This window comes from Pseudomonas sp. VA159-2, assembly GCF_024126635.1.
Classification (GTDB): domain Bacteria; phylum Pseudomonadota; class Gammaproteobacteria; order Pseudomonadales; family Pseudomonadaceae; genus Aquipseudomonas; species Aquipseudomonas muyukensis.
This window is the reverse complement of the sequence record NZ_JAMYBV010000002.1, coordinates 173,660-195,000: the sequence shown is the minus strand read 5'-3', so window position 1 is coordinate 195,000 and position 21,341 is coordinate 173,660. Positions and strand designations below refer to the sequence as shown.

Sequence of the window (21,341 nt, the reverse complement as noted above, 5' to 3'; positions counted from 1 at the left end):
TTCGTCATGCGCCATCCGTCCAACAATTGTGACATTACCATTGGCCGCACGGAGGCTGGTGACCTTTCAATCTCGACTCGTAAAGCAGTGTACGGGCGGCTAGGGATTCTCCGATCACATTGACACAGGCTGTCTGACCTGTGCTGACCTAGCCTCCCAGTCAACCGGCCTTCGCTATTCCATGAGCCATTTCTCCGATGTCGAGTACGCCAGTTAGCGTAAGTAGGCCCGCCGTGAACGTTTCTTGGTCGAGATGGGACCGGTCGTGCTGCGGAACCGATTGGGTGCGTTGATCGAACAGCACTATTTGTGCCAGGAGCTGGCCAGAAGGCCCGTATTGTACGGGCTGCGCTATTCTTTTGGTTCATTGCTGCTGTCTTTAAAATGCCCACTACGAATGAGCGTCCTGCGCGTATGGTCGGTGCCTACCAGGCCGAGCGATCAGAGAGGGACCCATTGCTTGGTCTTCGCGCGCTTGCATGCGCCAATGTCATCATGGGGCACTGGTTCATGGTTGTGTACGGGCCGGCTGCTCCAGCTCAAGGCTCGATTGACCTGGCCCTTCGGTATCTGCTTTCCTTCTCCCCGTGGGACGGTGTGTGGATGTTCTTCACTCTCTCTGGGTATCTCATGGGCAAGGGATTTGCAAGTGGTCGACACACAGTCGATGGTGCCGGGCTTAAGAAGTTTTACCGAAACAGAATGTTGCGTATTTTCCCTATTTACTTTGTGGCGATTCTATTGGTCGGCGTTCTTATATCCCCCGGATCAAATGATATAAGGACGCATCAGGGCTGGAGCGCTATTCTGTCGTTCATGTTGTTCGATGTGCACGATAATGCGCTGATTGGCGCTCTTTGGACGGTAAGTACCGAATTTCAGTTCTATCATCTTTCGCCAGTGCTGTTCCTGCTCTTGAGCAGGGTTGCGAAAAGCCCGGCGGTTATCCTGGCGGTAGCCGCAGCCCTGCTACTTGCCCTGGGAAATATGAAGTTTTACATACTGGGGACCCAGAGCTGTGGCATGACCATGTATATTATCCACTGATCGCAAACGTCGATTGTTTTGTGGTTGGTATGGTGACGGCGATTCTCGCAAACAAAACTGTGCGATCCGGTCGTTATGTAAGGCATGGAATGCTGCTAGCAGGTGGTTTGACTGTGGCATTTCAAATTTTCCTTTCGTCTTGGTCATTTCCTGAAATGGCCTCTTACGCTGGGTTCCCGGGTAGCGCGACAAGGCTGTATTACTTGTCATGGGCGCCGGCAATTACAGCTGTTTGCATTGGCCTAATCATTTACCTGTTCGATGTATCAAGGCGCCAGCGCAGTATTTTTCCTGACTGGGCCTGGAAGGTATCAACGACCGGCGGGCTGCTAGCCTACTGCATCTACGTTTTTCACGAGCCAGTAATAATGTCGATCCGGCGGCTGTACCCGGCGACGCTATCTATCAAAGACGCTATATACGCTTTCCCTGTTGGGCTGGCCCTGATCCTGGTTGTCGCCTACGTCTTTTATGAGTCGGTTGAAAAGCGCTTTGACAGTAAGCGACAAGCGGGATCCAGCAAGGCTGATGCAGCGGCTCCTACTAATAAGCAAGTAGATCTGGAGTTTTCTCGGTAGCCGGCCTCGTCAGAGCCATATCAGCGTCTCAGGTTGTGACTGATTACGAGTTCTACACGCTTGGGCACCAGCTCTGGTTCGTCACTGATCCGGCTCCATCAGTACTGGGCCTTGATTCCGCATGTTGCCCACGGCAGTGCCCACGCGGTGCGAAAGTCTCGCCCGGCTCGCCGAGGTTCAGCACCATCTGTTCGGCGTGCTCGCTGGGCATGCCGGCCGCGACCCACTCGACTGCCAGATCTGGCGGCAGCACTACCTGCCGCCGTCTTGAGCGTCGGCGGCGATGATCACGAATCTGTCATGCTCATCCTCGGTAGACTGGCCTATGGCTGCGCAGAGGGCAGGGTGCCCGTCCCGCCGACGGATGCAGTACTGCTGCTTCGGTCCGCCTTCATCAAACCATTCATGCCAGCCTTCCACCGGTGTAATGGCCCGGCGCGGCCAGATCGCCCGGCGGTGCCCAGCTTCTCGGCGCGGGCATTGATCGGCGCAGTGGCGCTGGTCTTCCAGTACGGCTGCCCTCCCCATCTCACCAGGTTCCCTTGGGCCTGCGCCACCTACTCAAAACATGGCGACCTTAATAGTCAGCACAACGTTGTACCGGCCGGCCAGGCCTCCGGCATGCTTCGATGAGACTCATGGAGTGCGTGCCATTGATCGCTCAAACTTATGCATTACGTGTATGATGCGACGCTTTGATGGCTGGTGGCATTTTGCTATTGCTGCTAAGTGATAATATACCTCATTCTTATTGGTGCGGTTCTTGACGTCTCAAGAATGTCACAAGGCTGCCGATACACAGTCAGATATCAATGGATACCGTGCAAGCAAGTAGCACGAAAAATGGACAATTAACTCAATGATTTCGAAGTGGCTGTCGAAGCCCCCCTACCTGGGTGCTTCCGTTGTATTCGTAGTAGCGTTGTACCTCCTCTGTGCTGTCGATAACTACGCCTGGGTCGAGTCCTCGTCCCTCAAATGGCTGGTCACCGAGCAGATCCTGAGCACCAATGAAGACTCCTTCCTCGAGGTGCTGTCCGCGGTGCTTTGGGCCGTTGCGTTCGGCCTGTTCGGCAGCCTGTTCATGCGTTCGCGTTCCACCGTGGAGCGCTGCTGGCTAGCCCTCTACGCCGCTGTCAGCCTGTTCGCGTTCGGTGAAGAAACCAGCTGGGGCTACCACTGGTTCGATTACACCGACGCCGTGCCGTTGCTGACCTCGCACAATGCCCAGGGCGAGACGAACCTGCACAACATCAATGTCGCGGAAATCCTTGGGGTCAGTAGTGAAGCCAGTTACTACTATTACCTGGAAAACGTTTCGCACCTGCTCAACCCGCTGTTCTACTTGTTCTTGTCCGGCCTTTGGCTGGGCTTGCCGTTGCTGAAGACGTCCGGCGCGTTCAGGTCGATGCGCCTGCTGCGTGACATGCCGGTCGCCAGTACGGGGTTTCTCGCGTTTTTCTTCCTGCACTCGGTCTGCTTCATTTTTGTCGATGTGGTGCTGTTCAACGTGGGCTTCATTTACGAAATGTTCATCGCGCTGGCGGCGGTGCTGGTCGCAGTCGATATCGCTCGCAACAACACTGCGACCGATCCCGTCGAGCTCGGCGATTCGTTGCTGCCTGCAGGGGGTATGCGCTAAGCGTTTAGCGAGGATGATCCGGTAAGGATCGTGCGCCGCTTGTGCGGCGCTTCGCCGGCAAGGCTGGTCCTACAGGTTGTCCTGGGTGGAGCTGAAGGGGCGAAGTTGTAAACGAGCCTATTGGCGCTGGTTATTTCCGTTGAGGATTTAGGCGCAATACACTGGCGCTGTAGGCAAGCGCACCCTCAGCCGTCAGAGCTCCACTCGAACGCCCTGTCAGGCAGGGTTTGCTGGCTTGGTGGCAGCTTCAACCAAGTTGATTTTTGCAATACTTGCCGCATCGCACGCGCATCCACCCCTTGCTAGCTTGAGCAGGCAGCCACGGAAACGCTGCCAACCCATTGAGCCACAGGAGTGAACATGATGCGCAATATCGTCCTTTCCCATCTGCTGCTTGCGCTATTTGCAAGCTTGGCGTTTTCTGTCACCGCGGCCCCTGCCACCGCAACTGTCGAACCGGTGGTGCCAGTGGTTGCCACTGCAGCTTCCCCGGCTAAGCTGAATCTCAACACCGCCGACGCCGCGACCTTGCAAAAGGCGCTCAACGGCATTGGCAAGGCCAAGGCTGACGCCATCGTGATGTACCGCGACGAGCACGGGCCATTTGCGTCGGTGGATGAGTTGCTGGAAATCAAGGGCATTGGCAAGGCGTTGCTGGACCGCAACCGTGACAAACTGACCATCGAGTAAGCGTGCGAGGCAGCCGGCCAGCCGCGAGGCGGTCGGCTGTGAGGGGAGGGGCGGTTCAGCGCTCTTGCGCATCCTTGGCATCGGCCTCGGCATTGCGCTCATGCACCTTCTTCAACTGCTCGTCGGTCAATGGCAGCTTTTTCGCCGTATCGCGCAGCAGCAGCAACCCGCCGACGATCGACCCGAGTGCGATGACAAGTATCAACCAGGCATACCAAGGCATCGAAATTCCTCCTGAGCGTGTATAGGGCGCTGCTTGCATGGCATTCGAGCCGTGCTGGCAGGTGTTGGTTCCATTATAGGAGTCGCGCTTCGGCGGGCCAATTCTCATGACCTGCGGCCCCCAACCCGGCCCCACTTCGTTTACAATGCGCGCCGTTTACGACTTGCCAAGAGACTCCTGCCCATGTCCGCCTGCCAGACGCCCCTGATCGTCGCCCTGGATTTCCCTACCCGTGACGCCGCCCTGAAGCTGGCCGACCAGCTCGACCCCGCCCTGTGCCGGGTCAAGGTGGGCAAGGAACTGTTCACCAGCAGCGCTTCGGGTATCGTCGAGACCCTGTGCAGCAAGGGTTTCGAAGTGTTCCTCGACCTCAAGTTCCACGATATCCCCAACACCACCGCCATGGCGGTCAAGGCCGCGGCCGAGATGGGCGTGTGGATGGTCAACGTGCACTGCTCCGGTGGCCTGCGCATGATGTCGGCTTGCCGTGAAGAGCTGGCCAAGCGCAGCGGCCCGCAGCCGTTGCTGATTGGCGTGACGGTGCTGACCAGCATGGAGCGCGAGGACCTGGCCGGTATCGGCCTGGATGTCGACCCGCAGGAGCAGGTGCTGCGTCTGGCGGCACTGGCGCAGAAGGCTGGCATGGACGGCCTGGTATGCTCGGCACTGGAGGCGCCGGCGCTGAAGGCGGCGCATCCGTCGCTGCAGCTGGTGACCCCGGGCATTCGCCCGGCCGGCAGCGCCCAGGATGACCAGCGCCGTATCCTGACCCCGCGCCAGGCCCTGGATGCGGGTTCCGATTACCTGGTGATCGGCCGTCCGATCAGCCAGGCGGCGGATCCGGCCCGGGCGCTGGCGGCCGTGGTGGCCGAGATCCGCGGTTGAATCAGGGGCTGGGGGGCGGGCTGGCTGCTGATCTCAGACCTTCAGCACCAGCTTGCCGAAATTCTCCCCGCTGAACAGCTTGAGCAGGGTTTCGGGGAAGGTCTCCAGGCCTTCCACCACATCTTCCTTGCTCTTGACCTTGCCGCTGGCCAGCCAGCCGGCCATCTCTTGCGCGGCCTTGCCGTACTCCTTGACGTAGTCCATCACCACGAAGCCTTCCATGCGCGCGCGATTGACCAGCAGTGACAGGTAGTTGGCCGGGCCCTTGACCGCCTCCTTGTTGTTGTACTGGCTGATGGCGCCGCAGATCACCACCCGCGCCTTGAAATTCAGGCGCGAGAGCACCGCGTCGAGGATCTCGCCGCCGACGTTGTCGAAGTACACATCCACGCCCTTGGGGCATTCGCGCTTGAGGCCGGCCAGCACGTCCTCGGCCTTGTAGTCGATCACGCCATCGAAGCCCAGTTCGTCGCGCAGGTACTGGCATTTTTGCGCGCCACCGGCGATGCCCACCACGCGGCAGCCCTTGAGCTTGGCGATCTGCCCGGCAATGCTGCCGACCGCGCCGGCCGCGCCGGAGATCACCACGGTGTCCCCGGCCTTGGGCTGGCCGACGTCGAGCAGGGCGAAGTAGGCGGTCATGCCGGTCATGCCCAGGGCCGACAGGTAGCGGGGCAGCGGCGCCAGGCGCGGGTCGATCTTGTGCAGCCCCTGGGGCTCGCCGCTGAAGTAGTCCTGTACGCCAAGGGCGCCGCTGACATGGTCGCCGGGCTTGTAGTCCGGATGATTGGAACTGACCACTTCGCCCACGCCAAGGGCCCGCATGACCTGGCCCAGGGCCACGGGCGGGATGTAGGACTTGCCTTCGTTCATCCAGCCGCGCATGGCCGGGTCCAGCGACAGGTAGAGGTTCTTCACCAGCACCTGGCCTTCCCCCGGCTCGCTGGCGGGCACCTGCTCGTAGGTGAAGTCGTCACGGCGCACGGCGCCCACCGGGCGCTTGGTCAGCAGGAAACGGCGGTTGGTGTGGGGCATGGCGGTTCTCCTGAACGAGTGTGAGGGGCTGATGATCGGCGGGTTGAATGGGCCGCGTCACGCAAGATCACCGCGAACGATAGTAGTCCAACCGTGCCCCTGATGATGCTGCCCAGCCCGGCGGTGCCCTGACTAGACTCAGCCACGACTTTCCATCCTTTTGCAGGAGCCAGCGATGAGCATGACTTTCTCCGGCCAGGTTGCCCTGGTCACCGGCGGCGCGGCGGGCATCGGTCGGGCGACGGCCCAGGCATTCGCCGCCGAGGGGCTCAAGGTGGTGGTGGCCGACCGTGACGCGACCGGCGGTGAAGCCAGCGTGGCGCTGATTCGCCAGGCTGGCGGCGAGGCGCTGTTCGTCGCCTGCGATGTCACCTGTGACCGCGACGTGCGCCAGCTGCACGAGCAGGTCATCACGGCCTATGGCCGGCTCGATTACGCCTTCAACAACGCCGGTATCGAGATCGAGAAGGGGCGCCTGGCGGAGGGCAGCGAGGCCGAGTTCGACGCGATCATGGGCGTCAATGTCAAGGGTGTGTGGCTGTGCATGAAATACCAACTGCCGTTGCTGCTGGCCCAGGGCGGTGGCGCGATCGTCAACACCGCCTCGGTGGCCGGGCTGTCGGCGGCGCCGAAGATGAGCATCTATGCCGCTTCCAAGCATGCGGTGATCGGCCTGACCAAGTCGGCGGCCATCGAGTATGCGAAGAAGGGGATCCGGGTCAACGCGGTGTGCCCGGCGGTGATCGACACCGATATGTTCCGCCGCGCCTACCAGGCCGACCCGCGCAAGGCCGAGTTCGCCGCAGCGATGCACCCGGTCGGGCGCATCGGCAAGGTCGAGGAGATTGCCAGCGCGGTGCTGTACCTGTGCAGCGATGGCGCGGCGTTCACCACCGGGCACAGCCTCACCGTCGACGGCGGCGCCCTGGCGATCTGAGGGCGATCAGGCGGTGCGGGAGCAGGCATCTACCCGCGCGAGGGCCTGGGCCGATCGCCACAAGGCCAGGGCCACCGCCGCGCACCCCAGCACCAACAGACCGCCGAACACCATCAGTGCCATCCGTGGCCCCAGATGGTCGCTGAGCAGCCCGGTGAAGATCACCGGCAGACTGAACCCCAGGTAGGCCAGCAGGAAGAACCCGGCGCTGGCCCGGGTCTTCTCGCTGCCGGCCAACTGGTTCACCGCCGCCAGCCCGCCCAGGTAGATGAAGCCGTAGCAGGCACTGCTGGCGGCGAACGCGCCCAGCAACACCCCGGCCAGGTTGCCGCGGTCGGCGCCCCAGGCCAGCAGGGCATAGCTGCACGGCAATATCAGCAGGCCGAGCAACGTTGCCCGGACGCTGGCCATGCGCCGCGCCAGGGGCTGGAACAGCAGCCCGCAACTGATCACGCAGAAGGTCGAGAACCCGGACCAGGCGCTCAGGCCGTGCTGGCGCAAAATCCCCGGCAGCAGGGCGATGACCAGGCCGACGCAGGCCCAGGCCAGCAGGATCGCCAGGCCATAGGCCAGGCTGCCGGCGGGGTAGCAGGGCAGGCGCAGCATGGCGCCGCGTTGCGCCGGGCGCGGGTCGGGCAGGCGCCATACCAGCAGCAGGGCCAGGGCGGCCAGCGCCAGCTGCAGGTGGAAGCTGCCTGGGGTCAGGGTCGGGCCGGCCAGCAGGAACAGGCTGGTCAGCGCCGCGCCCAGGCCGAAGCCCAGCGAGGTGCTGGCGGTTACCCAGGTGGCGGCCTGGCCGCTGGCGCCAGGCGCCATCAACTCGCCCATGTAGGCGGTGGCGGTAGCCGAGGCCAGGCCGGTGCCCAGGCCCAGGAACAGGCGCGCCACGCCGAGTGAGGCGAGGCTCGGCGACAACAGCATGATCAGCGTGGCGAGCATCGACAGGGCGAGGGCGACCAGTATCAGCGGCCGGCGCCCGACCCGGTCGGCCAGCCCGCCAAGGGCCAGCAGCACCGGCAGCACGCCGAGCACATAGCCGGAGAAGGCCACGGCGGTGGCCGCGGCGCCGTGCCCGGAAAGCTCGGCGTAAGTGATGTACAACGGCGCCTGCAGGTTGACCGCGAGGGTGATCAGGCAGAGGGCGAAAGCCAGCAGGGCTGGGGCGTGGCGACTGGGCATCGGGCATGTCCGTACGGTGGTTTGCGCACAGGATGGTGCCTGGTGCCTGGGCTCGCCAAGGCACACTCCGTGCGCATTTATGCTTAACTGTTCGCCTGAAATCAGCGAACACTTGCCATGCACTTCACCCTGGATCGTCATCTTCGCACACCGCTGGTCCAGCAACTGAGCGAACAGTTGCTGGCCTGGATCGAACAGCAGCGCCTGCGCCCCGGCACGCGTTTACCGTCGATTCGCGCCCTGGCGCGCAGCCAGGCGGTGAGCGCGTCCTGTGTCATCGAGGCCTATGACCGGCTGGTGGCCAGCGGCTGGCTGGAGGCGCGGCATGGCGCCGGCTTCTTCGTCGCCGAGCGCAAGGCGGGCGTGCAGCGCGATGCTGGCGAGTCCTGGGGGGAGGCCGCGGACGGTCGCTGGCGGCAGTTTCACGAGGGGCATGCTGATGTGCTCAAGCTCGGCTGCGGCTGGTTGCCGGTGGCCTGGCGCGCCGAGGCCGAGCTGGCCCAGGCGATCCGCCAGGTCAGCCGGGGCGCCGCCGAGGCGCTGTTCGACTATTGCCCGCCCCAGGGCCTGGCCAGCCTGCGCCTGCAATTGCACAAGGGCTTGGCGCGCCTGGACATTTGCGCTGAGCCCGAGTGCATCGTCACCACCCAGGGCGCCAGCCACGCCCTCGACCTGCTGGTGCGCACGCTGCTGGTGCCGGGCGACACCGTGCTGGTGGAGCGCCCCGGCTACTACAACCTCTACAACCTGTTGCGCCTGCATGGGGTGCGCATGCTCGAGGTGCCGCGTACCGCCACCGGCCCCGACCTGGCGGTGCTCGAGCAGTTGCTGGCCGGGCATCGGCCGCGCTGCCTGTTCATCAACAGCCTGTACCAGAACCCCACCGGCACCAGCCTGACCCCGAAGGTCGCCTATCGCCTGTTGGAACTGGCCCGTGAGCACGACCTGCGGATCATCGAGGATGACCTGTACGCGGATTTTCAGGAGGGGCCGGCGACGCGCTTGAGTACCCTGGACAGCGAACAGCGGGTGATCTACCTGGGCAGCCTGTCCAAATCCCTCAGCAGCTCGCTGCGGGTCGGCTACCTGGTGGCGGACCCGGCGCTGGTCGCCCGCTTGGCGGAACTGAAGATGGTCAGTGGCATTGGCACCTCGCGCTTTGCCGAGCAGGTGGTCGGGCAGATGCTCGCCAATGGCAGCTACCGCAAGAGCGTGCAGCGCCTGCGTTTGCGCCTGGCGCAGCACATGGCCAGGGTGCTCGGGCAACTGGAAGCCTGCGGCTGGGAGGTGTTCTGCGAACCCTTCGGCGGCATGTTCGTCTGGGCGCGGGTGCCCGGCCGTGATTTCGCCGAGCTGGATGCCTTGGCGCTGGAACACTCGGTCCTGTTGACCCCAGGCAGCGCCTTCGACCCGCAGGGGCGGGCCAGCGATTGGCTGCGTATCAATGTCGCGTATGGGCAGGATGTGCGGGCCCAGGCGTTCTTCCAGCATGCGGGGCGACCTTCAGCGAGCTGAAAACGACACCTTCATAGCCAAATGACACCATTGCGCCGTCGCCCTCTTGTGAGGGGCGTGGCGTGGTTGTCACTCTTGGGCCATTGCGGGCAGGCGATTGTTCGCCGAGCAAACCCAGGGGGGATTGGCGATGACGGTGTCCAAGCAGGGTGTATTGGCCAACCTGGGCATGGCGCGCAAGCTGGGCCTGGGCTTTGCCCTGGTGCTGCTGCTCACCCTGGTGGTGGCTGGCATCGGCGTGTACGCCCTGGCCAGCGTCGGCCAGCGCTTCGATGGGCTGCGGCAGATGGCCCAGTTCAATACCGACCTGCTCAAGCTGCGCCAGCACGAGCAGGCCTTCGCCCTGCGTTCCGACCCCAAGCAGGCCGAGGCCCTGCGCAGCGGCTTGCAGGCTTTGATCGAGCGCGCTCGCGGCGTGCCGGCGCTGGCCTCGGCCGAAGCCGACCTGGGCGGCTATGGCCAGGCCTTCGAGCAGTTCGTCCAGGCGGTGCAGGCCAAGGAGCTGGCCCTGGACATGGCCAGCTGGTCGGTGTCCAGCGTGGCCAACAACCTCGATGTGCTGCAGGCCGGCCTGGCCGACGACGGCACCTATACCCTCAAGCAGTCCCAGGGCCAGCAGGGCAGTGAATTCCTCGAGCAGGCCGGGCAGGTGGCGCAGGTGGCGCGGTTGATGTTGCAGGCCATGGATGAAGCGCGGGTGCGCCTGGAGCAGAGCCGCAAGGGCAGTGAGGCGCTGACGCAAGGTCGTATCGCCCAGACCGTGGAAGCGGCCAGCCTGGTCGAGCAGCTCAAGGTGGCGGTGGTCGATGCCGGCTACCAGAGCGTGCTCGGCGAGGTGGCCGGGCATATCGGCAGCTTTTCCGAAAAGCTCGACGAGTACACCGACCTGCTCGGCCAGGAGCAAGGGATCAAGGACCAGTTGCAGGCCCGTGCCGAGCAGGCCACGGCGCGGGTCGACCAGGCCTATGCCACCCAGGAGCAGGCCATGCAGGCTGAGTTGACGCACAACGCCCTGGCCATTGCCCTTGCCGCTGTGCTGGCGTTGCTGGTGGGGGTGCTCGCGGCCTGGCTGATCACCCGTGCCGTGGTCGCGCCGTTGCGGCGGGTGATCAGCCAGGCCCGGCGGATTGCCGCCGGCGAGCTGGCGATGCAGGCCCAGGCAGCGCGCGGCGACGAAGTCGGCCAATTGCAGCTGGCCATGCAGCAGATGGCCGAGGGTTTGTCGGGCATCGTCAGTGGCTTGCAACAGGGCATCGAGCAACTGGCGGGCAGCGCCCAGGCGCTGTCGGCGGTGACCGAGCAGACTAATCGCGAGGTCGGCAGCCAGAAGGACGAGACCGAACAGGTGGCCACTGCCATGCAGCAGATGACCGCCACGGTCCACGATGTGGCGCGTAACGCCGAGCAGGCGGCGCAAGCGGCCCAGGCCGCCGATGAGCGGGTCGTGTCCGGGCAGCAGGTGGTGCGCCAGGGCATGCAGCGCATCGAGCAATTGGCGGCGGCGGCTGAGACCGCCAGCAGCGGTATCGACAGCCTCAGCGCCGAGATTCATACCATTGGCGATGTGCTCGAGGTGATCAAGAGCGTGGCCGAACAGACCAACCTGCTGGCGCTCAACGCGGCCATCGAGGCGGCACGGGCCGGCGAGCAGGGGCGGGGTTTTGCCGTGGTCGCCGACGAGGTGCGCGCCCTGGCCCGGCGTACCCGGCAGTCCACCGAACAGATCGAACGGCTGGTCGCCAGCCTGCGCGGCAATGCCCAGCAGTCGGTGACGCAGATCCGTGGCAGTACCGAGCTGGTACGCCTGGCGGTGGCGGATGCGCTGCAGACCGAAAGCGCGCTGGGCAGCATTGCCGCGGCGGTGTCGTTGATCCAGCAGATGAACCAGCAGATCGCCGCCGCGGCCGAGCAGCAAAGCTCGGTGGCCGAGGAGATCAGCCGCAGCGTCACGCAGATCCGTGGCAGTGCCGATCAGGCGGCGCTGGCGATGGGGGACAATGCCCGTTCAAGCGTCGAGTTGGCCCAGCTGGGCAATGATCTGAAGGGGATGGTGGGGCACTTCAGGCTGTGAGGGAGCCTGTAGGAGCGGCCTTGCCGAGGCGTCGGACCGGTCGGGAAGGGCCGTGAAGCGGCCCCGGCGATCTACGCGGCGCAGCTGAAATTTGGGGCCGCTACGCGCCCCATCGCGACACAAGGCCGCTCCTACAGTGGATCTGGGTTGGGCTTCAGCCCTTGCGCGGGCTGAGGATCAGCAGGGTCAGCACCCCGGCGACGATGCCCCAGAACGCCGAGCCGATCGAGAACAGGGTGAACCCCGACGCCGTGACCATGAAGGTGATCAGCGCCGCCTCGCGCTCGCGGGCTTCGCCCATGGCCACGCTCAGGCCGTTCATGATCGAGCCGAACAGTGCCAGCGCGGCGATCGACAACACCAGCTCCTTGGGCAGGGCACCGAACAGCGCCGCCAGGGTGGCGCCAAAGGTGCCAGCGATGCCATAGAAGATCCCGCACCACACCGCCGCGGTATAGCGCTTGGCCGGATCTTCATGGGCATGCGGCCCGGTGCAGATCGCCGCGCTGATCGCCGCCAGGTTGACCCCGTGCGAACCGAACGGCGCCAGCAGCAGCGAGGCGAAGCCGGTGGCCGAGATCAGCGGCGAGGCCGGTACCTGGTAGCCATCGGCGCGCAGCACGGCAACCCCGGGCATGTTCTGCGAGGTCATGGCCACCACGAACAGCGGGATGCCGATGCTGATGGTCGCCGCCAGCGAGAAGCTTGGCGTGGTCCACACCGGGCTGGCCACCTCCAGCTGGAAGCCGCTGAAGTCCAGCAGCCCCAAGGCCCCGGACAGCGCGGTGCCGACCAGCAGCGCGGCGAGCACGCAGTAGCGCGGCGACAGGCGCTTGACCAGCAGGTAGCTGAAGAACATGCCCAGCACCAGCAACGTGCGATGCTGGGCGGCGACGAAGATCTCGCTGCCGATCTTGAACAGGATGCCGGCCAGCAAGGCCGAGGCCAGCGAGGCGGGGATGCGCCGCACCAGGCGTTCGAAGCTGCCGGTCAGGCCGCAGATCAGCACCAGCACGGCGCAGGTGATGTAGGCACCGATCGCCTCGCCATAGCTCACCCCGCCCAGGCTGGTGATCAGCAGCGCCGCGCCGGGGGTCGACCAGGCCACGGTGATCGGCGTGCGATAGCGCAGCGACAGGCCGATGCTGCACACTGCCATGCCGATCGACAGGGCCCAGATCCACGAAGAGATCTGCGCGCTGGTCAGGCCTGCGGCCTGGCCGGCCTGGAACATCAGCACCAGGGAGCTGGTATAGCCGGTGAGCATGGCGATGAAGCCAGCGACGATCGCCGACGGGGAGCTGTCCGCCAGCGGCCGCAGGCGCGCGGAGGTGGCATCGGTCATGGGGCATTCCTTGTTGTGGATGTAAGCAATTTTTGCAGGCTACCGCGGGCCGGGCTGACCGGTGCCATACAGCAACCATTGCATTTAGCCGTACAGTCGCCAACTATTGGCCATTACTACGCAACTGCGTGAACAGGGGAGGGGTGATGTACAAGGTCTATGGGGATTACCAATCGGGCAACTGCTACAAGGTCAAGCTGATGCTGAGCCTGCTGGGCCGCCCCTATGAATGGCACCCGGTGGATATTCTCAAGGGAGAAACCGAAACCCCCGAGTTCCTGGCCATGAACCCTAACGGCAAGGTGCCGGTGCTCAAGCTGGAGGACGGTACCTGCCTGTGGGAATCCAACGCGATTCTCAACTTTCTCGCCGACGGCAGCGAGTTCCTGCCCAGCGAGCCGCGTTTGCGTACCCAGGTGCTGCAGTGGCAGTTCTTCGAGCAATACAGCCATGAGCCTTACATCGCCGTGGCGCGGTTCATCCAGTTCTACCTGGGGCTGCCGGATGAGCGGCTGGAGGAGTATCGCAAGCTGCACAAGGGCGGCTACAAGGCGCTCAAGGTGATGAACAAGCAGCTGGTAATGACCCCGTACCTGGTGGGCGAGCAGTACTCGATCGCCGATGTGGCGTTGTATGCCTACACCCACGTGGCGCAGCAAGGCGGGTTTGATCTTTCTGCTTATCCGGCAGTGCAAGCCTGGCTGGCACGGGTGGCCAGCCATCCTCGGCATGTGCCGATGGTGGATTGACTCACTGTCGCCCTCTGTGGAGGCGCGGCCTTGCCGAGGCGTCGGACCGGTCGGAAAGGGCCGCAACGCGGCCCCGGCGATTTAGGTGTAGACGCTGAGATCCTGGGGCCGCGTTGCGGCCCTTTCGCGACACAAGGCCGCTCCTACAGGGGCTGTGTACGTGCTGTCAGACCGCCGCGAAGCGTTTGTCCAGATAGGCAATGATGTCCTTGGACTCATACATCCAGGTCACCTTGCCATCCTCTTCGATACGCAGGCACGGCACCTTCACCCGGCCGCCGCCTTCGAGCAGCGCCTGACGGTGCTGCGCGTCGTGCTTCGCATCGCGCAGTGCCACCGGCACGTTCAGGCGGTGCAGGGCGCGGCGGGTCTTGACGCAGAACGGGCAGGCATGGAACTGGTACAGCGCCAGGCCCTTGGCCTGCTGCTCCACAAGGGCCTGGGCCGCCGCGTCGCGCTTCTTCTTGGCCGGGCGGCTGAGCCAGTCAGCGAACACGATGAGCTGGCCGAGGCCGACCCGCAGGGCTTTGACGATCATGCTTGACTCCTGAAATGAAAAAGCCGGCCGCAAGGGGCCGGCTCGGAACCTGTGCCGATCACTTGATCAGGCTGAGGAACTCGCTGCGGGTGGCGGCGTTGTCGCGGAATTCGCCGAGCATCACCGAGGTGAGCATGGTCGAGTTCTGCTTTTCGACGCCGCGCATCATCATGCACATGTGCTTGGCCTCGATCACCACCGCCACGCCAGCGGCACCGGTAACCTGCTGCACGGCCTCGGCGATCTGGCGGCTGAGGTTTTCCTGGATCTGCAGGCGGCGGGCGAACATGTCGACGATCCGCGCGACCTTGGACAGGCCCAGCACCTTGCCCTTGGGCAGGTAGGCCACATGGGCCTTGCCGATGAACGGCAGCATGTGGTGTTCGCACATCGAATACAGCTCGATATCCCGGACCAGCACCATTTCGCTGTTGTCGGAGGTGAACAACGCGCCGTTGGTCACTTCCTCCAGGGTTTGCTCGTAACCGCGGCAAAGGTATTTCATGGCCTTCGCGGCCCGCTTGGGCGTGTCGAGCAGGCCCTCGCGGGTAACGTCCTCGCCCAGCTGGCTGAGGATCGCGGTGTAGTTCTGTTCCAGGGACATGGATCTACCTGTGGAAAATTTCGCAAAGACGAAGGGTACGGCGGCGGCGGCGGCGCTGCAAGCGCGATGTCACTCGTCGCGGCCTTCGAGCATGGTTCGCTTGAGCATCACGTACACCGCGCCGGTGCCGCCGTGGCGGGCCTGGCACGAGGCGAAGCCGAGCACCTGCGGGTGCTGGCGCAGCCAGGTGTTGACGTGGCTCTTGATCATCGGCCGCTTGCCGTCGAGGCGCGCGGCCTTGCCGTGGGTGACGCGCACGCAGCGCACTTCCAGCTTGGTCGCTTCGGCGATGAAGTCCCACAGCGTCTGGCGGGCCTTCTCGACGCTCATGCCGTGCAGGTCGAGGCTGCCCTCGAAGGCGATCTGGCCGAGCTTGAGCTTGCGGATCTGGGTTTCCTGAACACCATCGCGGCGCCACATCAACTCGTCCTCGGCGCCGACGTCGATGACGAACTGGTCGGACAGGCCGTCGATCACCAGGGGCTGGTCGCTGCGGATGGTCGCCGCCTGGCGCAGGTCGGCCAGTTGCTGGCGGTCGGCCTTGGGTTTGCCGACGTCGGCGCGGTCGTGCTTGATCGGCTTGACGCCGCGCACCTCGGCGCTGAACAGGGAAAAATCGTCGTCTTGCATGCTGCCTCCACGTGGGCGGCGTAGTTTACGCGAGTCCTGCCCTGAGTGAAGTCCTGTGTTTCGCGTTCTCTGTAGGAGCGGCCTTGTGTCGCGAAAGGGCCGCAAAGCGGCCCCAGGATTTCAGCGTTGATGCAAGGAACGCCGGGGCCGCTGCGCGGCCCTTTCGCGACACAAGGCCGCTCCTACAGGGGATGTGTAAATCTTTCAGTCGTGCTTTTTCATCAGGTGCGGCGACAGGTTCAGCTCGCGGCCACGGCGCAGGCGGATGCGGCTGCGGCGCCAGACGCGCACGCCGATCCACAGAAGCAACAACCCGACCAAGACCAGAATCGCCGCCAGTGGTCGGTTGGCGTTGAGTTCGGCCAGGGCCGCGTAATTGCCCAGCAGGCCGGCGAATCCGGCCATGGCGAGCAGTATGCCCAGGGTGGCCAGCAGCACCGAAAAAGCGGCGGCAACCCGCGCCCCCCAGTTGCTGGGTTCGCGCTGGCGCAGGCGCTTGGCATCGAAACTGCCTTTGAGCTTCATTCGAATTCCTCAGGATCGGGTAGCACTGATCCGGATTTCGACCTGCCGGCCACCCCGGGGTTCCGCCCGTCCGCCGGGCGGTTGCAGCCTTCAGACCAGGCTGGCGGTCGGGGCGACGCAGGCGAAGTTGTCGGCCATCACGGCCATTTCGCACTGGTGGATCTGCGCGGCGGGGATCACGCTGTCCTTGAACGCCAGGTCACGGGTGGCCGAGGCGTCCTCCACCAGGGTGCAGCGATAACCATAGTCCTTGGCCCGGCGCACGGTGGTGCTGACGCTGGAATGGCTCATGAAGCCGCAGACGATCAGGTCCAGCGGGCCGAAGGCCTGCAGCGTCTCATGCAGCTTGGTGTTCTTGAAGGCGTTGGGCATGCGCTTTTCGATGACGGTTTCGCCATCGCGCGGCTCCAGGCCCGGGATGAACTCGCCTGCCGGGCCCTGCGGGTCGAAGCGACCGCCGACGGTGCCGAGGTGGCGAACATGGATGATCGGCCGGCCCGCCTGGCGGGCAGCGTCGAGCAACCTGGCAATGTTCGCCACCGCCTCGTCCATGCCCGACAGCGCCAGCGGACCGCTCAGGTATTCCTTCTGCGCGTCGATGACGATCAGGCTGGCTTGGCTCAACCTGGCCGGCGGGTAGTCGCGGCCGGTGAGGCGGAACATCGTGGTTGGAACGGACATCAAGGGCTCCTTGGGTAGGGCTTTTGTCTACCTATTCTCCCTTGCCTTGGCGCCAATGTGAATGGTTGACATTGCAGGCGGCATGATTACTGGCTTGTGGCTATCCGTTCGGCTATCGCAGGGAACATTTGTGCGGTGCGGGCTGTTAGACTTTTGTCCTGTCTGAAAAGGAGTACCCCGTGATCACATCCCGCCTGCGCACCCTGCGCGACCACATCCGCTGGGCGGTCAGCCGCTTCCATGAGCACGAGCTGTTCTTCGGCCACGGTGCCGACAACGCCTGGGACGAGGCCCGCCTGCTGGTACTGGGCGCCGTGCACCTGCCGTGGGAGGTGGCCGACAGCTACCTGGATTGCGCGCTCGAGGATGACGAGCGGGTGCGCCTGCAGCATCTGCTCAAACGTCGTATCGAGGAGCGCGTGCCTACCGCCTACCTGCTGGGCGAGGCGTGGTTCTGCGGCATGTCGTTCCTCGTCGACGAGCGCGTGCTGGTACCGCGCTCGCCCATTGGCGAGCTGATCGAGAAGCGCTTCGAGCCGTGGCTGGCCGCCGAACCTGCGCGCATCCTCGACCTGTGCACCGGCTCCGGCTGCATCGGGATCGTCGCCGCCGAGGTGTTCCAGGAGGCCGAGGTGGTGTTGGCCGACCTGTCGTTCGATGCACTGGAGGTGGCCAACCAGAACATCGAGCGCCATGGCCTCGATGAGCGGGTCTACACCGTGCAGGGCGATGGCTTCGGCGGGCTGCCGGGGCAGCGTTTCGATCTGATCCTGTCCAACCCGCCGTATGTCGATGCCGAGGATTTCGGCGACATGCCGGCCGAATACCACCACGAACCGGAGCTGGGCCTGGCCTGTGGCAACGATGGCCTGGACCTGGTGCGGCGCATGCTCGCCGAGGCGGCCGACCACTTGACTGAGAAGGGCTTGATGATCGTCGAGGTGGGCAACAGCCAGGTGCACGTCGAGTCGCTCTATCCCGAGGTGGACTTTGCCTGGCTGGAGTTCGAGCGCGGTGGTCACGGGGTGTTCATGCTGACGGCCGAGCAGTGCCGGCAGCATCAGGAGCTGTTCAAGGCGCGGGTCTGACGGATCCACACCGCTCCCCTGTAGGCGCGGCCTGGTGTCGCGAAAGGGCCGCAAAGCGGCCCCCGCGATCTTGGCGTCAATAGCGAAATCCTGGGGCTGCTGCGCAGCCCTTCGCGACACCAGGCCGCTCCTACAGGGATCGCGTGGGGCGGGTCAGCGGGTGGCGATCCAGATCAGCAAGCCTGCCTGGAACACCGCAAACGCCACCAGGCAGGTGATGGTGAAGCGCAGCCCGCTGTCTTCACGGCGGTACTTGGCCACCCGCTCGTCACGCTCGCGCAACTGGGCTTCCTTCTCGGCCAGGTTCTGCTCGGCCTGTTGCAGCATGCCGGCCGCCTCGAGGATATCGACGCGCTGGACCTTCTCGGTATTCCAGCCACCCTTGAGCTGGCCCACCGGCGTTTCCACCACGCGGCCCTTGAGCAGCTGGCCATCGGTGTATTCCACCGGCAGGCCGATGCTGGCCAGCACATGGTCGCGGCGCAGGCGGGTGTCTTCGTTCAGGGCGTCCTTGTTCGGCAGGCTCATGCCTTCGACCTGATAGTGCGAGCAACGCTGCTGCAGCCATTGCACCGCCTGGCCCAGCAGGTAGCGGCCGACCCCGCGGTTGAGCGGTTCGAGCTGCAGGCCGGCGGTATCGCCGATGCGCACCAGGCGCTGCTCGTGGTCGACCCGCACATCCAGCTGGTTCTGTTCCTTGCGGGTCTTCTGCCCGGGCAGGCGGATCTCCATGCGCAGCAGGCTGTGGGCCTTGTCATGGCGCTCGGCATAGCCAAACTGGACGAAGCGCAGCGGGCGCGCGCCACTGTTGCGGTCGGTGGGCAGCGGGGCCAGGCGCAACAGCTGGAAGTGTTCGGCGGCAAGGTCCGCCCAGGGCAGCGGCGCGCTTTCTGGCGCTTGTTCTTCAGTCGCCTCGGCGGCGGGGGCATCGGTCATCAGGGGTTTCCTCAGGTGCACGGCGGCTGATCGATCGCCGTGGCACGCCCGCGATCATCGCCTTGTTGTCCGCGTTATCGGCAGAGGCCGCCAAGACCTGAGCCTGCTCGTCACGTCGCAGGCAATCCGCGGATGAAGGCCACCATCCGTTCCCCCAGTTCGCGCGCCAGTGGCAGCTCGGGATTGCGGTAGCTGTCGCGCTGCTGGTGCATGTCCCTGGGGCTGATGCGCAGCATGTGGTTCATGCCGTCGATCAAGGCCAGTTCGGCATCGGGCTTGGCTGCCTTGAGCCGCTCAGCGTCGGCCACGTCGACCTGCACGTCGTTGCGCCCCTGGATGATCAGCGCCGGCACCTTGAGGCGGGCGAAGGCCGCTGCCGGGTCCTGGCGCAGCAGCGAGATCAGGTAGGGCTGCACGCTGGGCCGGAATACCTGGCGCAGCGGCGCGGGCACATCGAGGCTGGTCTGCCCGGCCTGCAGGCGGTCGATCAGCGCCACGCCCGCGGCCAGTTGCGCCGCAGGCAGGCGCTGGGCCAACTGCTCGCGCAGCACATCGGCCACCGGGCGGCCGCTGCCGGCCAGGGTGATCACTGCGCTGGCGCCGGCCTGCTCGGCGGCCAGGCTGGCGATCAGCGCGCCTTCGCTGTGGCCGACCAGGATCAATGGGCCGAAGCGCGGGTCGTGGCGCAGCGCCTGCCCCCAGGCCACCACATCGGCGACATAGCCTTCGACGCTGAGCTCGCGCTCGTCGGGGCTGGCCGGCTGGCTGGCGGCCACGCCGCGCTTGTCGTAGCGCACGCTGGCGATATGCTCGCCGGCCAGCAGCAGGGCCAGGCGCTTGAGGTTGTCGATGCGCCCGGCGGCCGGGTTGTTGCCGTCGCGGTCGGTGGGGCCGGAGCCAGCGATGATCAGCACCACTGGCGGCGGGGTGGCCTGCTGGGGCAGCAGCAGGCTGCCGTGCAGCACGCCATGGCCGGTGTCCAGGTCGATGGGGCGTTGCAGTACGGTCGGGGCAGCGGCATGGGCGAGGTGGGTGCAGAACAGCAGGAGCAGGGCGACAAGGCGCGACTTCATGGACGGGGCACTACGTGGGAAGTTGCTGATTCGACCTTGCGCCCTGCCGAAGGTTCTCGACCTCGAGCCCAGACGCCCTGGTGGGCGCGGTCTGGCCCCGCGATAAGGCCGGTGCAGGCAACCACAGCCCCGCGGTTTTCCGTATACTGGCGCTTTCGTTCACCTCAGGCTGATTCGCGGAGCGTCCATGTCCGGCAATACCTACGGCAAGCTGTTCACTGTCACCACCGCTGGCGAAAGCCATGGGCCGGCGTTGGTCGCCATTGTCGACGGCTGCCCGCCCGGCCTGGACATCTCCCTGGCCGACCTGCAGCACGACCTTGACCGACGCAAGCCCGGCACCAGCCGGCACACCACCCAGCGCCAGGAACCGGATGAGGTGGAAATCCTCTCCGGGGTGTTCGAAGGGCGCACCACCGGCTGCTCGATCGGCCTGCTGATTCGCAACACCGACCAGAAGTCCAAGGACTACTCGGCGATCAAGGACCTGTTCCGCCCGGCCCACGCCGACTACACCTACCACCACAAATACGGCATCCGCGACTACCGTGGCGGCGGCCGCAGCTCGGCGCGGGAAACCGCCATGCGCGTGGCCGCTGGCGCCATCGCCAAGAAGTACCTGGCCACCCAGGGCATTCGCGTGCGCGGCTACATGAGCCAGCTCGGCCCGATCGAGATCCCGTTCAAGAGCTGGGACTCGGTGGAGGACAACGCCTTCTTCAGCCCCGACCCGAGCAAGGTGCCGGAGCTGGAGGCCTATATGGACCAGCTGCGCCGCGACCAGGATTCGGTCGGGGCGAAGATCACCGTGGTCGCCGAAGGCGTGATGCCGGGCCTGGGCGAGCCCATCTTCGACCGCCTCGACGCCGAGCTGGCCCACGCGCTGATGAGCATCAACGCGGTCAAGGGCGTGGAGATCGGCGCCGGGTTCGCCAGCGTCGCCCAGCGCGGCACCGAGCACCGTGATGAACTGACCCCGGACGGTTTCCTCAGCAACAATGCCGGCGGCATCCTCGGCGGCATCTCGTCGGGCCAGCCGATCGTCGCCCACCTGGCGCTCAAGCCGACCTCGAGCATCACCACCCCGGGCCGCTCGATCGATGTCGACGGCAACCCGGTCGAGGTCATCACCAAGGGCCGCCACGACCCGTGCGTGGGCATCCGCGCCACACCGATCGCCGAGGCGATGATGGCCATCGTGCTGATGGACCACCTGCTGCGCCATCGGGCGCAGAATGCCGAGGTTCGAGTAGACACGCCGGTCTTGCGTTGAGCGAATCATCCTGGGGTCGCTTTGCGGCCCATCGCGACCCAAGGCCGCTGTCACAGGCTGCATGCGAATCCTGTGACAGCGGCCTTGGGTCGCGAAA

The 21,341-nt window shown here is 64.9% G+C and carries 21 protein-coding genes and 1 pseudogene; 10 read left to right on the top strand and 12 right to left on the bottom strand.

Annotated features, from left to right (window positions below):
- The first annotated feature begins 414 nt into the window (after nucleotides 1-414).
- Complete coding sequence (locus NJG22_RS02850; RefSeq protein WP_253092377.1) at nucleotides 415-1,047, top strand: acyltransferase family protein; 633 nt, start codon at nucleotides 415-417, stop codon at nucleotides 1,045-1,047.
- A gap of 659 nt (nucleotides 1,048-1,706) precedes the next feature.
- Here NJG22_RS02850 and NJG22_RS02845 read toward each other — a convergent pair.
- Nucleotides 1,707-2,231: pseudogene (locus NJG22_RS02845) on the bottom strand (SOS response-associated peptidase family protein); the annotation flags it as partial.
- 253 nt (nucleotides 2,232-2,484) lie between these two features.
- Here NJG22_RS02845 and NJG22_RS02840 point away from each other — a divergent pair.
- Nucleotides 2,485-3,267 (top strand): hypothetical protein, encoded by a 783-nt coding sequence (locus NJG22_RS02840; RefSeq protein ID WP_253092375.1) that lies wholly within the window; start codon nucleotides 2,485-2,487, stop codon nucleotides 3,265-3,267.
- A 363-nt stretch (nucleotides 3,268-3,630) separates the two neighbouring features.
- On the top strand, nucleotides 3,631-3,957 hold the full coding sequence (locus tag NJG22_RS02835) for a ComEA family DNA-binding protein (RefSeq protein WP_253092624.1): 327 nt from the start codon (nucleotides 3,631-3,633) through the stop codon (nucleotides 3,955-3,957).
- Nucleotides 3,958-4,012: 55 nt separating this feature from the next.
- Here NJG22_RS02835 and NJG22_RS02830 read toward each other — a convergent pair whose 3' ends face one another.
- A complete protein-coding gene (locus NJG22_RS02830) occupies nucleotides 4,013-4,180 on the bottom strand; it encodes a DUF2897 family protein (RefSeq protein ID WP_134693713.1) in 168 nt (55 codons plus the stop codon).
- Between the two features lie 183 nt (nucleotides 4,181-4,363).
- On the opposite strand from NJG22_RS02830, the gene pyrF reads away from it, so the two are divergent.
- Complete coding sequence (gene pyrF, locus NJG22_RS02825) at nucleotides 4,364-5,065, top strand: orotidine-5'-phosphate decarboxylase (RefSeq protein WP_253092373.1); 702 nt, start codon at nucleotides 4,364-4,366, stop codon at nucleotides 5,063-5,065.
- Between the two features lie 33 nt (nucleotides 5,066-5,098).
- Here the strand turns inward: pyrF and NJG22_RS02820 are convergent, their stop codons facing one another.
- A complete protein-coding gene (locus NJG22_RS02820; protein WP_253092371.1) occupies nucleotides 5,099-6,100 on the bottom strand; it encodes an NADP-dependent oxidoreductase in 1,002 nt (333 codons plus the stop codon).
- A 175-nt stretch (nucleotides 6,101-6,275) separates the two neighbouring features.
- Here NJG22_RS02820 and NJG22_RS02815 point away from each other — a divergent pair, with 175 nt between their 5' ends.
- The gene (locus tag NJG22_RS02815; protein ID WP_253092369.1) at nucleotides 6,276-7,037 is read left to right on the top strand and encodes an SDR family oxidoreductase; all 762 of its coding nucleotides are present in this window, start codon (nucleotides 6,276-6,278) and stop codon (nucleotides 7,035-7,037) included.
- A 6-nt stretch (nucleotides 7,038-7,043) separates the two neighbouring features.
- On the opposite strand, the gene NJG22_RS02810 is transcribed toward NJG22_RS02815, so the two are convergent.
- Nucleotides 7,044-8,216: an MFS transporter gene (locus tag NJG22_RS02810; RefSeq protein WP_253092367.1), complete on the bottom strand. Its 1,173-nt coding sequence runs from the start codon at nucleotides 8,214-8,216 to the stop codon at nucleotides 7,044-7,046.
- A 117-nt stretch (nucleotides 8,217-8,333) separates the two neighbouring features.
- On the opposite strand from NJG22_RS02810, the gene NJG22_RS02805 reads away from it, so the two are divergent.
- Both NJG22_RS02805 and NJG22_RS02800 read left to right on the top strand, forming a co-directional pair.
- Nucleotides 8,334-9,731, top strand: coding sequence for a PLP-dependent aminotransferase family protein (locus NJG22_RS02805; RefSeq protein ID WP_253092365.1), 1,398 nt, complete (start codon nucleotides 8,334-8,336; stop codon nucleotides 9,729-9,731).
- Between the two features lie 130 nt (nucleotides 9,732-9,861).
- Nucleotides 9,862-11,802 (top strand): methyl-accepting chemotaxis protein, encoded by a 1,941-nt coding sequence (locus NJG22_RS02800; protein ID WP_253092363.1) that lies wholly within the window; start codon nucleotides 9,862-9,864, stop codon nucleotides 11,800-11,802.
- A 154-nt stretch (nucleotides 11,803-11,956) separates the two neighbouring features.
- On the opposite strand, the gene NJG22_RS02795 is transcribed toward NJG22_RS02800, so the two are convergent.
- Entirely contained in the window at nucleotides 11,957-13,147 is a 1,191-nt protein-coding gene (locus tag NJG22_RS02795; RefSeq protein WP_253092361.1) for a benzoate/H(+) symporter BenE family transporter, read from the bottom strand.
- A gap of 146 nt (nucleotides 13,148-13,293) precedes the next feature.
- Between NJG22_RS02795 and NJG22_RS02790 the strand changes: the two genes are divergently transcribed.
- On the top strand, nucleotides 13,294-13,896 hold the full coding sequence (locus NJG22_RS02790) for a glutathione S-transferase family protein (protein ID WP_253092359.1): 603 nt from the start codon (nucleotides 13,294-13,296) through the stop codon (nucleotides 13,894-13,896).
- Nucleotides 13,897-14,062: 166 nt separating this feature from the next.
- Here the strand turns inward: NJG22_RS02790 and NJG22_RS02785 are convergent, their stop codons facing one another.
- The 5 genes from NJG22_RS02785 to NJG22_RS02765 form a co-directional block, all read right to left on the bottom strand.
- Nucleotides 14,063-14,434 (bottom strand): glutathione S-transferase N-terminal domain-containing protein, encoded by a 372-nt coding sequence (locus tag NJG22_RS02785; RefSeq protein WP_253092358.1) that lies wholly within the window; start codon nucleotides 14,432-14,434, stop codon nucleotides 14,063-14,065.
- Between the two features lie 58 nt (nucleotides 14,435-14,492).
- The gene (gene folE, locus NJG22_RS02780; protein ID WP_134693722.1) at nucleotides 14,493-15,038 is read right to left on the bottom strand and encodes a GTP cyclohydrolase I FolE; all 546 of its coding nucleotides are present in this window, start codon (nucleotides 15,036-15,038) and stop codon (nucleotides 14,493-14,495) included.
- Between the two features lie 69 nt (nucleotides 15,039-15,107).
- A complete protein-coding gene (locus NJG22_RS02775; RefSeq protein WP_217853512.1) occupies nucleotides 15,108-15,668 on the bottom strand; it encodes a Smr/MutS family protein in 561 nt (186 codons plus the stop codon).
- Nucleotides 15,669-15,872: 204 nt separating this feature from the next.
- Entirely contained in the window at nucleotides 15,873-16,193 is a 321-nt protein-coding gene (locus tag NJG22_RS02770; RefSeq protein ID WP_253092356.1) for a hypothetical protein, read from the bottom strand.
- 90 nt (nucleotides 16,194-16,283) lie between these two features.
- Nucleotides 16,284-16,874: a cysteine hydrolase family protein gene (locus tag NJG22_RS02765; protein ID WP_217853514.1), complete on the bottom strand. Its 591-nt coding sequence runs from the start codon at nucleotides 16,872-16,874 to the stop codon at nucleotides 16,284-16,286.
- A gap of 179 nt (nucleotides 16,875-17,053) precedes the next feature.
- Here NJG22_RS02765 and prmB point away from each other — a divergent pair, with 179 nt between their 5' ends.
- Nucleotides 17,054-17,962: a 50S ribosomal protein L3 N(5)-glutamine methyltransferase gene (gene prmB / locus NJG22_RS02760; RefSeq protein ID WP_253092354.1), complete on the top strand. Its 909-nt coding sequence runs from the start codon at nucleotides 17,054-17,056 to the stop codon at nucleotides 17,960-17,962.
- 153 nt (nucleotides 17,963-18,115) lie between these two features.
- Here prmB and NJG22_RS02755 read toward each other — a convergent pair whose 3' ends face one another.
- The gene (locus tag NJG22_RS02755; RefSeq protein ID WP_253092352.1) at nucleotides 18,116-18,898 is read right to left on the bottom strand and encodes a hypothetical protein; all 783 of its coding nucleotides are present in this window, start codon (nucleotides 18,896-18,898) and stop codon (nucleotides 18,116-18,118) included.
- A 110-nt stretch (nucleotides 18,899-19,008) separates the two neighbouring features.
- Nucleotides 19,009-19,971, bottom strand: a complete 963-nt coding sequence (locus tag NJG22_RS02750) for an alpha/beta fold hydrolase (protein WP_253092350.1) — start codon at nucleotides 19,969-19,971, stop codon at nucleotides 19,009-19,011.
- A gap of 187 nt (nucleotides 19,972-20,158) precedes the next feature.
- Here NJG22_RS02750 and aroC point away from each other — a divergent pair, with 187 nt between their 5' ends.
- Entirely contained in the window at nucleotides 20,159-21,244 is a 1,086-nt protein-coding gene (aroC, locus tag NJG22_RS02745; RefSeq protein WP_253092347.1) for a chorismate synthase, read from the top strand.
- Nucleotides 21,245-21,341 lie beyond the last annotated feature (97 nt).

Excerpts from the sequence above, each read along its gene's own strand:
- NJG22_RS02850 (WP_253092377.1), top strand. The coding sequence starts at position 415 with ATGGTCGGTGCCTACCAGGCCGAGCGATCAGAGAGGGACCCATTGCTT.
- NJG22_RS02840 (WP_253092375.1), top strand. The coding sequence starts at position 2,485 with ATGATTTCGAAGTGGCTGTCGAAGCCCCCCTACCTGGGTGCTTCCGTT.
- NJG22_RS02835 (WP_253092624.1), top strand. The coding sequence starts at position 3,631 with ATGCGCAATATCGTCCTTTCCCATCTGCTGCTTGCGCTATTTGCAAGC.
- NJG22_RS02830 (WP_134693713.1), bottom strand. The coding sequence starts at position 4,180 with ATGCCTTGGTATGCCTGGTTGATACTTGTCATCGCACTCGGGTCGATC.
- pyrF (WP_253092373.1), top strand. The coding sequence starts at position 4,364 with ATGTCCGCCTGCCAGACGCCCCTGATCGTCGCCCTGGATTTCCCTACC.
- NJG22_RS02820 (WP_253092371.1), bottom strand. The coding sequence starts at position 6,100 with ATGCCCCACACCAACCGCCGTTTCCTGCTGACCAAGCGCCCGGTGGGC.
- NJG22_RS02815 (WP_253092369.1), top strand. The coding sequence starts at position 6,276 with ATGAGCATGACTTTCTCCGGCCAGGTTGCCCTGGTCACCGGCGGCGCG.
- NJG22_RS02810 (WP_253092367.1), bottom strand. The coding sequence starts at position 8,216 with ATGCCCAGTCGCCACGCCCCAGCCCTGCTGGCTTTCGCCCTCTGCCTG.
- NJG22_RS02805 (WP_253092365.1), top strand. The coding sequence starts at position 8,334 with ATGCACTTCACCCTGGATCGTCATCTTCGCACACCGCTGGTCCAGCAA.
- NJG22_RS02800 (WP_253092363.1), top strand. The coding sequence starts at position 9,862 with ATGACGGTGTCCAAGCAGGGTGTATTGGCCAACCTGGGCATGGCGCGC.
- NJG22_RS02795 (WP_253092361.1), bottom strand. The coding sequence starts at position 13,147 with ATGACCGATGCCACCTCCGCGCGCCTGCGGCCGCTGGCGGACAGCTCC.
- NJG22_RS02790 (WP_253092359.1), top strand. The coding sequence starts at position 13,294 with ATGTACAAGGTCTATGGGGATTACCAATCGGGCAACTGCTACAAGGTC.
- NJG22_RS02785 (WP_253092358.1), bottom strand. The coding sequence starts at position 14,434 with ATGATCGTCAAAGCCCTGCGGGTCGGCCTCGGCCAGCTCATCGTGTTC.
- folE (WP_134693722.1), bottom strand. The coding sequence starts at position 15,038 with ATGTCCCTGGAACAGAACTACACCGCGATCCTCAGCCAGCTGGGCGAG.
- NJG22_RS02775 (WP_217853512.1), bottom strand. The coding sequence starts at position 15,668 with ATGCAAGACGACGATTTTTCCCTGTTCAGCGCCGAGGTGCGCGGCGTC.
- NJG22_RS02770 (WP_253092356.1), bottom strand. The coding sequence starts at position 16,193 with ATGAAGCTCAAAGGCAGTTTCGATGCCAAGCGCCTGCGCCAGCGCGAA.
- NJG22_RS02765 (WP_217853514.1), bottom strand. The coding sequence starts at position 16,874 with ATGTCCGTTCCAACCACGATGTTCCGCCTCACCGGCCGCGACTACCCG.
- NJG22_RS02755 (WP_253092352.1), bottom strand. The coding sequence starts at position 18,898 with ATGACCGATGCCCCCGCCGCCGAGGCGACTGAAGAACAAGCGCCAGAA.
- NJG22_RS02750 (WP_253092350.1), bottom strand. The coding sequence starts at position 19,971 with ATGAAGTCGCGCCTTGTCGCCCTGCTCCTGCTGTTCTGCACCCACCTC.
- aroC (WP_253092347.1), top strand. The coding sequence starts at position 20,159 with ATGTCCGGCAATACCTACGGCAAGCTGTTCACTGTCACCACCGCTGGC.